The organism is Candidatus Hydrogenedentota bacterium, assembly GCA_012523015.1.
Classification (GTDB): Bacteria; Hydrogenedentota; Hydrogenedentia; order Hydrogenedentales; family CAITNO01; genus JAAYBJ01.
Genome location: JAAYJI010000270.1, coordinates 1 through 11,609, shown reverse-complemented (window position 1 = coordinate 11,609; position 11,609 = coordinate 1). Strand labels below are relative to the sequence as shown.

General features: G+C 49.7%; 10 protein-coding genes. 3 read left to right on the top strand and 7 right to left on the bottom strand.

The features are described 5' to 3' along the window. Positions 1-396: 396 nt before the first annotated feature. The gene (locus tag GX117_11970; protein NLO34045.1) at positions 397-1,824 is read right to left on the bottom strand and encodes a c-type cytochrome; all 1,428 of its coding nucleotides are present in this window, start codon (positions 1,822-1,824) and stop codon (positions 397-399) included. A gap of 173 nt (positions 1,825-1,997) precedes the next feature. Here GX117_11970 and GX117_11965 point away from each other — a divergent pair, with 173 nt between their 5' ends. Continuing rightward, entirely contained in the window at positions 1,998-3,287 is a 1,290-nt protein-coding gene (locus GX117_11965) for a Gfo/Idh/MocA family oxidoreductase (protein ID NLO34044.1), read from the top strand. 42 nt (positions 3,288-3,329) lie between these two features. Here the strand turns inward: GX117_11965 and GX117_11960 are convergent, their stop codons facing one another. From GX117_11960 to GX117_11935, 6 genes are all read right to left on the bottom strand, one after another. Further along, the gene (locus GX117_11960; GenBank protein NLO34043.1) at positions 3,330-4,589 is read right to left on the bottom strand and encodes an ADP-ribosylglycohydrolase family protein; all 1,260 of its coding nucleotides are present in this window, start codon (positions 4,587-4,589) and stop codon (positions 3,330-3,332) included. A gap of 124 nt (positions 4,590-4,713) precedes the next feature. Beyond that, positions 4,714-5,493 (bottom strand): YdcF family protein, encoded by a 780-nt coding sequence (locus GX117_11955; protein ID NLO34042.1) that lies wholly within the window; start codon positions 5,491-5,493, stop codon positions 4,714-4,716. A 29-nt stretch (positions 5,494-5,522) separates the two neighbouring features. Beyond that, complete coding sequence (locus GX117_11950) at positions 5,523-6,266, bottom strand: ThuA domain-containing protein (protein ID NLO34041.1); 744 nt, start codon at positions 6,264-6,266, stop codon at positions 5,523-5,525. 281 nt (positions 6,267-6,547) lie between these two features. Then, on the bottom strand, positions 6,548-6,805 hold the full coding sequence (locus GX117_11945) for an AtpZ/AtpI family protein (protein NLO34040.1): 258 nt from the start codon (positions 6,803-6,805) through the stop codon (positions 6,548-6,550). 49 nt (positions 6,806-6,854) lie between these two features. Beyond that, positions 6,855-7,763, bottom strand: coding sequence for a response regulator (locus GX117_11940; GenBank protein ID NLO34039.1), 909 nt, complete (start codon positions 7,761-7,763; stop codon positions 6,855-6,857). Between the two features lie 438 nt (positions 7,764-8,201). Next, a complete protein-coding gene (locus GX117_11935) occupies positions 8,202-9,095 on the bottom strand; it encodes a sulfatase-like hydrolase/transferase (protein ID NLO34038.1) in 894 nt (297 codons plus the stop codon). 439 nt (positions 9,096-9,534) lie between these two features. Here GX117_11935 and GX117_11930 point away from each other — a divergent pair, with 439 nt between their 5' ends. Both GX117_11930 and GX117_11925 read left to right on the top strand, forming a co-directional pair. After that, on the top strand, positions 9,535-11,190 hold the full coding sequence (locus GX117_11930) for a ribulose-phosphate 3-epimerase (protein NLO34037.1): 1,656 nt from the start codon (positions 9,535-9,537) through the stop codon (positions 11,188-11,190). An 18-nt stretch (positions 11,191-11,208) separates the two neighbouring features. Then, positions 11,209-11,609 (top strand): alcohol dehydrogenase catalytic domain-containing protein (locus tag GX117_11925; GenBank protein NLO34036.1); only part of this gene is annotated, 401 nt, incomplete at its 3' end.

The window sequence follows — 11,609 nt, the reverse complement described above, 5'->3', positions numbered from 1 at the left end:
GTCTGCGGCTTTTCTTCATGAACTTCTCCTTTCTAGTCTACACATTGGGACTGGTTGAGAAGTCCTATTTCTACTGAGGCGGGACAATGTCCTCTTTTTTTGGGCCGGTTGTATTTCAACCTTGAATCCGCCATTTACTAAAAGAAACTATTTGCAGTAATACACAGAGAAAAAATATGTTCACCTGCATCCAAAGACGCTGTGGGTGCGTCATAAATGACAAGTTCACCACATGATGATACCTTCGTGGCACCTGCGTCAGGGCAAACGTAATACATTAAAGGAGAAAATAAAATCGCACTCCCGACACTATACAATGTTTTTGCACGGCCGACAACGGCAGCGAACTTATCGCCACTCCTTAAAACGAGCACAGATATTAAGATCAGAAAAGGATCAGCTGAAGGATTCCATAAATTGTATGACTTTGTCCCAACGGGTAGGAACGGCGGCACCGGGCGTATATTTACCTGTTAGAGAATGCAGGAAGGCAACAATATCTTGATTTTCTTCAGCACTAATCTTTTTCCCGACCTGGTGTTCCGCCATGATATCAACGGCTTCTTCCAGCGTCGCCACGGTGCTGTCATGCATATACGGGAAGGTTTCTGCAATATTACGCAGCGTAGGCGTTTTAATACGGAAACGGTCGTATTCATCACCGGTAAAGTTAAAGCGTCCGTAATCCCGTTCCAGTATTTCGCCGCGGGTACCAAAGTATTCTTTACGTAATCCCATGCGTTCAAAAGATTTCCCGCCCAAGATGACCCCGGTATGACAGGTGTAGCAGCCCAAATCATTAAACAAGGCATAGCCTTTTTGCTGCTGTTCATTAAGTGCCGATTCATCCCCTTTCAAGAAAGCATCAAAGGGCGCCGGTGTAAGCAGGGTTCGTTCATAAGCGGCAATGGCATCCACAATATTTTCCATGGAATAGCCGCTTTTATAAACAGCGGTGAAACGCTTTTCAAAGGCAGTATCTTCATTCAGCTTCCCAAGGACTTCCTCCCAATTGGAAGCCATTTCAACGGGATTATTAACGGGGCCATCGGCTTGCTCTTCTAAATCAGCGGCACGGCCATCCCAAAAATGTTTGAATTGGAAAGCGGAATTGAAGACCGTCGGCGAGTTGATATCGCCGAGCAAACCGTCTACGCCAACGGAAAAGGCCAGTTGATCGGTCCCGCCTTTATCCAGTGCGTGACAACTGGCGCAAGACACCGAATTGTCTTTGGAGAGGCGCACATCGAAAAAGAGTTCTTCGCCCAACGCCACTTTTTTGGCATCCACATTCATCTTGGCAGGCAGCGGCTGCAGCGCCCCTTCCATCACTTCTTCCGAGTTGCCCGGTGTCGCATGATGACGTACACGTTCGCGACGAATCCATTTCAGCAAGGAATCATCATCATCATCATTCATAAACATGTCCCAGTGCATGAGCAAGAAAGGCGGAGGCGGCATGCTGCGATTCAAGGTTGTATATTCAATCTTGGAGAGTAATACCTCCGATACGGGGCCGCCGTCTTCCGGAAAAAAATCCTTGATAAAATCGCTGTGCATCGTACCCACTTTAACATCATGGGTCATCAATTGCTTGGCAACAGGAAGATGGGCGTACCAAGGCAATTTCATCTCGCTCGTATGGCAATGGACGCATTTTTTTTCAAGTACATAGAGCGCATCGGACAGTATCGGATCTTTACGCTTCAGCGTTGCCAGTTTACTGGCAGGCAGCGGGATCACCAGATTTAACAGTGGTATCGCCAAACCACAAATAACGCCGATAACAGCTAAAATAAGGATAATGCGTAACGGTTTCTTCATAAAAAAACATCCTTTGAAAATTAAAAATTATACCCATAAACCTTGGCATACTATACAATAATCGTCGGTTTAAAACAACCGCTCCACCACAAAACGCGCTCAGATGCTTGTATTCTGGGCGTTCTTTCTTCAATAATAAATCATCAATTAAAGAATAAACAGGAGGCTTCGAGATGAACCCTAAAAAATCATGGAGCAGACGCTCTTTTTTGGAAAGAAGTTTGCGTTACGGTACTGCGTTGGGCGCTGCGCCCCTCATCCTTCGCAGCGGTGTCCTGGGCAGAAATGGGCAAGCCGCCGCCAATGACCGCATCGGCGTCGGTGTAATCGGACCCGGTCGGCAAGGCTCCGATCTGATGAAACAATTCCCAAGGGAAGGAGCCGAACTCGTCGCTTTCGCCGATTGTTACAGTGCTCGGCTGGATCGTGCCCTGGAACGTTTCCCACAAGCCAAAACATACCATCATTACCGTGACCTGCTGCAAGATCCCAATGTAGACGCTGTCATCGTTGCCACCCCTGACCATTGGCATGCCCTCAATACGGTTCATGCCTGTGAGGCGGGCAAAGATGTGTACGTGGAAAAACCCATGAACCTCACCGTCCGTGAGGGACAGTATATGGTGGATGCCGCCGAAAAATACGGGCGTATCGTAACCACAGGCAGCATGCAGCGTTCCATGGAAGCCTGCCGCGTCGGCTGCGAAATGGTTCGCAACGGACGGGCAGGAACCATACACACCGTGCACACCAACAATTACCCCAGCCCCTGGGAATGTACGCTTCCCGAGCAACCTGTTCCCGAAGGCTTAGACTGGGATTTTTGGTGCGGACAGACCGAACCGCGCCCGTACCACGAACTGCTCTACGCGCCGCGGGGCAACAACAAAACGGACGAACGCGGTCCCTTGGGCTGGATTTCATACCGCCCCTATTCAGGCGGCGAAGTGACCGGATGGGGCCCGCACGGCCTTGATATTATCCAGTGGGCCTTGGGCATGGATCATGACGGACCGGTGGAGCTATGGATTGAGGGAGAAGGCGGCAAAGCGCCCGTATCCTTCCGTTACGCAAACGGCATCACCGTACACCTAGACAACAAAGGCCCCATGGGCGGCGGTGTTTTCCAAGGTGACGAAGGAGAAATCTTAGTCGACCGAGGCAAATACAGTTCACGACCTAAACGCTTGGTTCGTGAAAAACTGGCGGATACGGACGTCCATCTCGAAGTCAGCAAAGACCACATGCAGAACTGGCTCGATTGTATCCGATCCCGACAGAGACCCATCACCGACGTGCGGATCGGGCACAGCACCACAACCCTGTGCCACTTGATCAACATCACGCGCTGGGTCGGCCGCAAGCTGGAGTGGGATCCGAAGACGGAGCGTTTCACCGACGACGAAGCGAACAGCCATCTCCAACGGAGCATGCGTGCGCCCTACACTTTCGACGAGGCGTAAGCCGCAAGAACCGATGTCATCGCCGCCGGGCTAGACCGGCGCTTAGTCCTTTTCCGTGATCTGTGCCATTTCGGATTCGCTGAAACGAGAATTGGCAATAGGACCGGGTGTGTGGCATTGTTCTGCCTTGCCCGGTGTCAGTGCAATCTCAGGGATGCAGAACAATTCTTTTCCGGAATCATCGGTCTTGATCGTTCCTCCATGATGCAAAATCGCCTCACGGCACAGCTTTTCGCACACAGCGATGAGCTCATCAAAACTGTAGGAGGTATAACTGAACCTCACATCACGCTTAAGTGCCTGCGTATATTTCTCCGGGATCCCGTCACAGCCCAGCGTTGCAAACAAAATGCCCGCGGCACTGGAGGGATTACAATCGGAATCTTGACCGCAGCGCATGGCAATTTCTATGGTCTTATCGGGATCCTTATCACCGTAAAGTAAGCCCATCACCACATAGGCACCGTTAATTTTGGCGTCTATATTGAATTCGTTATCCGTGCTGCACGAGCTGCGGCGATAATCCGGGTTCAGATGATATTTTTCGTTGATTCGATGCCAGACCGCCTGCCAATCCTTGGGCTCTTCCCCATACCAACGAAGCACGTCGCTGATGCACTCATGATATTGGCTGTCTTCGGGGATGGCGCGCAAGCCCACTTCCACCAGCTTTTTCGGATCCTGTTCGAAAAAGGCTTCACTATACATGGCGCCGATAAACTGACCGCCATAAAGTCCGTCACCGTAATTCATCAACCGACCGAAACGCTCTCCCAATTCTACGGCGGCGGCAGGCAGGCCGGGCGTCAAAATCCCGCTGAAGTCAGCTTCAATCTGATAGTCGATATCATCGGCATGACTATTAAATTGGGGATGTCCCGAATCGGGCGGCGCAATACCTTCACGCAAATTGCGGCGGCCAAATTTGTTGGCGTGCCACAGTTGATATTTGCTGTTGGCAAAGTCGATGCCCGCTTGGCGAAGGCTCACCGACCATCCGTACTCTTCTAAACTGCGAATGAAGGTCATTTCTACATAGAGATCGTCTTCTTCAAATTGATTGACCATTTCAGGGGCCCAAGCGGGTACATCCGCTTCCGGAATGATGCGGCCGTTAAATTTAAACTCCGTAGGGACACCCCAGCCGACACCGGCCATCTGACCAATCCATGCTGCCGTCATCCGATCTTTATAGGCATCGGCCGACAATTCACGGTAAACCTGATCCCCTTCAGGCGGACATTGGCCAAAAACGGCAAGGGTACTCAAACAAAAAATAACCAACAGATAGCTGAAACGCATAAACAACTTCCTTTCAGGCGTATTTTCCAAAAAATTGACAGGATACAGTATAACCTTATCCCGGAAAGAGTGCAAGCTATCCCTCACCTGTTTTTCATGCTTCTGCCGGGCAGAAGCGAAGCAATTAACGGTCAATAACCCAAGATTTCACAACAGCGAAATACTCGCGCAGACAGGCATTGGGCAGCAGATACCAAGGGGTTGACGCAACAACAGGACATACGGTCATATCAAGACGGGCAGCAAGGAGCTGCACTCTAAAAAAGTGGAAATTGCTGGTGACCACGGCGACACGGAGCTTTTCGCCGGATTTGTCCGCAGCAGGATCTTCGGCTTCTATAAGCGCAAGAGCATAACGCAGATTCTCCCACGTACTGGATGCCGACGGCTCCAAAATAATACGGGCGCGATCAATGCCCGCCTCCACAAGACCGCGTTCCATTGCTTCCGCTTCACTGATGGTACCTTTCGCACCAAGACCGCCGGAAACAATAACACGGACCGCGTCATAACGCTTCAAATATGCTGCGGTCGCGTCGATGCGCCGCTGCAGCGTTTTGGTCGGCTCTTCTTTACGTACCCCGGCGCCCAACACGACGCACCAGTCTGTCTCTATGGTCTCACCGGGAATCGCGTAGTACAAAATAAAGGATTGCACAACCAGAAATGATGCCAATCCAAAACCGAAGAGGATCAGTATACATGCCGTCATGGGATGTCCTTGCAGCGCAGGAACTTTGAAAGGATGATGCCGTGTCCACACTGCCCACGCCGTCAAGACAAGCCCCACGGCACCGGGCAGCATAACGCCTATATGGTCACCACCGTCGATAGCGAGAATAAAGGCAGTATCCGCCATGCCGAGAATGCCGCATGCAACAACGATTTTTTTCAACACGGTCATAATTGCTGACACCAAGCTTCACACAAAAACTAGCGTCTGCAAGCCGCCCATTCAATGGACTGTGCCATGATTTTTCGATACTCGGGGATAGCCGTCGATTGCACATCATGGCCGAGGGCAAAATAGACACAGCGTGCATTATAACAATAGTGCGTCGCAAGCATGGGCTCAGGAATCCTGTGTCCCATCCGCTCTTGATCGGCTGTCATAATCACATGCATATCGGGGCGCATGAGCAAATTGAAATACAGCTCATCGTTGGTGACAAAGGGCTTTACCCCTGCGACGATGGGGTGGGTTTCATCGGCCATGTCTACACTGAATTCATGATAGGGATCATGGGTGGATTTTCCGTTCACCCACATGGCTCCAAAAATATCGATGGAATCGCGCCACTCCTGCACATTGGCAACCACGAAATGTACGGCAACAAGACCGCCCCCGCCCTGTAGAAATTCGATGATGCCCGACTTCACCTCATCCGGCAGATTGCCTTTCTCCGCTTTGATTTGCACGGCAACCAAAACATCGTAGTTCTTCAAATTGTCTATACGCAAGTCCTCATAATCTTCCGTCACCGTCAAGGCTATATTCGAATAGCTTTCTTCCAGTTCTCGGATCACATCATCCATAGTCACTTCATCGTGAGACTCCGTACCGATCCACAAACATTTCACGGGCTCTGCCATTGGCTGGCTGAAGGCACTTGGGGGACAGCAAAAAAAGACCAACAAACAAAGGGTAAAAATCGACACAAAAACACGCGCTTTCATGGGAATCTCCTAAGGGTCAATGTTCATAGCCAATCAAAAAATGTCCTATCATCAGAACACATGAGGACAGATGGATTCAAGGTTTAAATAAGGATCCGCAGGTCAAAGTCAAACTGCATGCTTTTCCTGAAAAAAGACTTCGCCAGGAATTCTGGAATGAAGTGTTTTCCTGGGTCTATTGTTTAGGTCATCAACAATCCTTCATACCGGTGTCAAGCACCCTATTTTTGGGCCGGTTGCATTTCAACCTTGACGCCGCCGTCTTTCAAAGAAAGGAAGCTTCAGCGCCCTTCCCTCTTGGTTTCCGGATTTTTGAGCGCTTGTGAAAGCCTGTGAATGGCACTATATAAGCCCACCCCAACAGCAAGAAGCAATACGCCTGCGAAAATAAAGCCCTTCCCTTTTCCGAAACGTTCATCAAGATAATTTCCCGCAAGGACGCCCAAGAAAGTAACCACACCAACAGAAAGGCCGAAGTTGCCGGCAAGACTCATGGCGCGCACCAACGCCTTTAGTTTGTTCGGATCCGGTTGGGTCATAGCTGCTCTACACGCAAGTTATCCGGTTAAAATAGGCGAAAAAAGCTTCTTAAAATTGACGGCGAAGATCAAGGAAAATACCGCCTTTCCCCGCTTCCTGAGCTTTACTACGCAAATGGGCAAGGGTCTCAAAATAGTCTTGGATCGAATAGACGCCGTCTCTGCCGCCGCCGGTGACACAAACGATTAGACTCAACGCGGCGCTGTTGGCTCCATTGGCGGCGGAAGCGTTTTTACCGAGTACCCGCGTTATCAATTTCGGAAGATGCTTGTCCCATTCATCAACGATCGTCTTAGAAAATTTAACCGCTTCGGATTGGGAGACAAGGCAGATAAAGTGACCCCCGCCCATGTGACCTGCCTCAAACATAAGATCACCTGTCTTTTCGCCCAGATGCTTTAACAATCGCGCCATGCCGCGCAGCGCTTTATCCCGCGCCTCTTGACCGTAGCTTTGAGTGAATTGCACCAAAGACAACATCTCAATATAAAGTATCGCGAAAAGATCTCGTTTTAAATGGGCGCGCTGCATGGTGGACTTAATTCTTTTTGCATTAAAGAGTCCGGTCAGATGATCGATTTCATCACTGGTCACTTCCGCAAGTTTTGAATTAACCGATTCAATCAGAATCCGAGGATCCACCGGCTTGGCAAGGTAGATATCCACGCCTTGTGCATAGCCATGGGCCAATTCAGCTTCTTCCGCCATAGTCGATAAAATAATGAGGGGCGTCAGGAAATGCTGTTCATGGCTTCTAATACGGCGGCAAATACCAAAACCACTGAGATCGGGAAGCATCGCCTCGGAAATGACCAAGTCAATCTCATGACGATCCAATAAGTTGATGATATCTGCACCGGAACTACGATGTATACAATGATGCCCCGCTTCAACCAATTTACTGCATAAGAAACGGGCGTATTTTTCATCTGTGTCTATAAATAAAAGACGCGCCAACGCTTTATCCCCTCACCTTCTATGGTAGTTGGTATGCAACACACGAAATTCACTACTCTTTAGTTGAATCAACCACAATCATCTTAATCCCTATCAACAGATCTTTTCAACTTCAACAATCTGCTTACCTATTTAATTCTACCATAACATGCCACTGCTTATAATTCCTTAATATCCCGCGCCTCTCTTGTCAACACCTATATAATTCGGTCAAATCCTTATCAATATCTTCTCTAAACCCCTGCGGCGGGACGACAATAAAAAAAACGTGGGAACAGGGAGTTTCTTGTGAATAGGCGAAGTCGCGATAGAAGCGACTGCGCCGCAAGATCGGGAACCTGTCCCCACGGCAACATAAAAGGAATTCAATGTTTGGCGAAAAAGTCGGGCAGCACGATCACCCCTAAGGGGACTGCTGCCCGAACGGTCATTGACTACTTAGTTGACACCAACAGCAACAGGCGCTTCCGCAAAGGCGGATTCAATGGCTTTGCCGTCCCATTCTTTGGGAATGGGCACGTCCAAAATGTACAGCGCTGTCGCGGCGGAATCATAAACCGTCACATCTTCGGTAATATCAAAACCGGCTTTGACGCCTTTGCCCCAAACAACCCAAGGAATCGTCATGTCTTCAGGACTGTTGGTTCCGTGCGTGTTTTCATGGCCGCCATGATCAGCCGTAACGATAAAGACCGTCGTGTCTGCGATGCCGGCATCTTCAACAGCTTTTTTAACTGTGGCAAGCGCTTTATCGGCATCAGCGAGGGAAGCCTTTTGTTCATCGGATCCCCATTTGTGTTTGTGGCCGGCGCCATCGGGTTCTGCAAAGTGGACAAAGGTAAGATTGGGTTTCTTTTCCACGATATAGGCAGCAGCAGCATCCGCTACGGTCTGGGATTCATAAGCGGGGGTAACGCAATGATCCAAAGAGCCGGGAATATTCAAATACTCTAACTTCCCTTTTCCGGAGAAAAAGGCCGTGTTCCATTCCAGCTTTTTGGCTTCCGCAAACATGGTCGTCACACTGACAGGATCCTGGTCCGGTTTCCAGTCATTCTTTGTGGTCTTATGCTTGGCGGGGGAAACACCGGTCATCATAGAGGTGTGGGCAATCAAGGTCACACTTGGCATAATGGTTTGGGCTTCCCAAGTATGGGCGCCTTCTTTTGCCATCTCCATAAGAACAGGCATATCGCTTTCCAACATGACACGGGGGCTCGCTCCGTCAATACTGACGAGGACGACATGTTCTGCAATGGGGGCGGCAAATGCAGCAGCTACCCAAAGGGTGCAGACAACAGCACTTAACAGAAATTTGTTGAATCGATGCATAATAATTCTCCTTATTGGTTGATCTCGATTCGAACGACACAAAAACACCTATTCTGTGTGCTTAAAAACAAGGTGATGCGATGATCAATCGCGATAATGATTCCCCCTCGAATCAATATGTATGGGTACCGGGTGTGTTCGTATGTGTAAGGGGCGGCATAAGCTATGCCCAACAGTGGTTACACCGGTGATTTATTCGTTACTATTCTTTCTATTATTTATAAAATAACTTTATATTTTTACGTTATCGTATATACGCTTTCCCCTTTAGAGAAATTCCTGCGTAATTTAATTTTATAACATACCTTTTGGTGTTCATGCAAACCTTGCAAATAAAAGGGCGGCCAAGGCTGAAAAAATATTTCTATTCATAAAGGACTTCGTTATACAATGGCAACAAGGAAAAATTCGCCTGTCAATTAGAATAGGATGCGCAATATTGGAAAAGGTATTTCAACCGAAACTTGGTGTTAAGACAGATTTTCTGTCCTGCTGTCATGCCTGTCCGTCACTCTTTCAAGTACTAGCCGACGCGTCCATTCATAGCCTTAGACTCCATCTCTTTAAAGAATGTTTCCTGCTGCCTGATTCCGTGTTTAGAGCCTTACGGCAACGAGCCGAAAAGGCGGGGCTGACCATAATAAGTATCAGTTCATCTTCCGATCCGATTTATACGCCTCAGCTAGGAAATGAGCACGACGAGGAGACACGGAAATGGAAAGTTGCACAGCTGCTGGGCGCGACCTCGGCAACCCTTTGCCCCGATCTCCTGCACGGATTCGCGTCACTCCTGAACAGCACGAATCGTGAGCGATTCTTGAAAACAATGCAGTCCCATATGCATCGTGCGTTTGAAAGGGGTGTCTCGCAGCTCCTTCTGGAAGCCTTTTCCCCGAAACTCAAGAATCTGCCGGCCCAGGAATTGCTCCGCAGTCTCTATGACAGCTTGACACACTATCACCGGGCGCATCCGAATACTGCCGCTGTTGGCTATGAAGCAACGGTGAATGCCCGGTGTACCAAGGCAGAAAAAATCGTTCTGGATCCACCGTCGGCTTCACAAGAAGAAATAGTCCCTTTGCTGCAAGCGTTATGTTTGACGTACGTGGATATAACTGATATGCAATACAAGACTATTGATTCCCCGGGCACCAATGAAGAATGCGCGCCAACAGCGCCATTGTCATCCCCTTGGGAAGCGCAAGGATTTGCACACATAGAAAGGCTATGGATTGACAACTGTCTACAGCCGCTCGGAGATGCCGGACAACCGACAGGGATTGAAGCGTCAATGCGAAAGATGATCCGCTGCACAAAAGCGACACTGCCACAGGCGGCACAGCTTACAACAGTCCCTTCTGTCTCGACGACCCTTCAAGACCGCGCCGCGGCGGCGCCTTCTATCGAAACAGCGCCGTCCCTGATGTGCGCCGATTTTTGTAACCTGGAAGCGTCTATACGGGAATTGGAGGCGCTGGGCGCTGATTGGCTGCATCTGGACATTATGGATGGTTATTTCACGCCGAACATGCCCATTGGCTTTGAAGTGCTGCGCCAGCTGCGCCCCAAAACACGCTTGCCATTCGACGCCCATTTGATGGTAAAAGATCAAGATTTCTTCATGGGTGAACTCCTGAAGATTGGCGTGGAACGGATATCCCTTCATCTTGAAGCCTGCCCCCATCCCGACCGTGCCTTGGCCTTTCTTCGCGATGCCGGCGTTCAAGCAGGCATTGCTCTAAATCCGGGGACTCCCCTGTGCATGCTTGATTATTTGTTGGAGCGCCTTGATTTTGTCATGATCATGACCGTTAACCCCGGATTCGCAGGTCAGGATCTGGTGCCCTCTGCCCTGCGAAAGATAGAGGAATGCCGCGCCTATCTGACAGCACGGGGCATATGGATCCCGATTGAGGTGGATGGACACGTGAGTTTTTCAACGATCCCTGATATGATAGCAGCAGGCGCTGATTGTCTGGTGACCGGATCAAGCAGTCTTTTTCGCGCCGGCGCGACCTTGCAAGAAAATATGCTGCGAATCAACGAGGCGATCCGGCTGGGCTTAGAGAAACGCGACGCCGCGCGCTGCAGGTGACCTATGGAGACTTCTCAGATGAAAGCATTGGTATTACACGGTATCGGCTATCTTCAGATGGAAGAAGTTCCTATTCCGGAGCTTGGTCCTGAAGATGTTCTCATCCGCGTTGTGGCGTGCGGCGTCTGTGATGGCGATTTGCCCCGCATTTTTTCGCAAGGCGTATCAAAATATCCTTTAGTCTGCGGTCATGAATTTGCCGGACTCGTTGCGGATTGCGGCGACCAAGTGACCGATCTGGAGAAGGACGCCCGTGTTGCCGCCTATCCCCTTTTGTGGTGTGGGAAATGTCCTGCTTGTGAACAGGGCAAGTACGCCCAATGTTTTGACAGTCAATATCTCGGTGTCGATTGCCATGGCGCCTTCGCCGAATATGTGAAAATGCCGCGGCGCAATATTATTCGTATTCCGGACAGTGT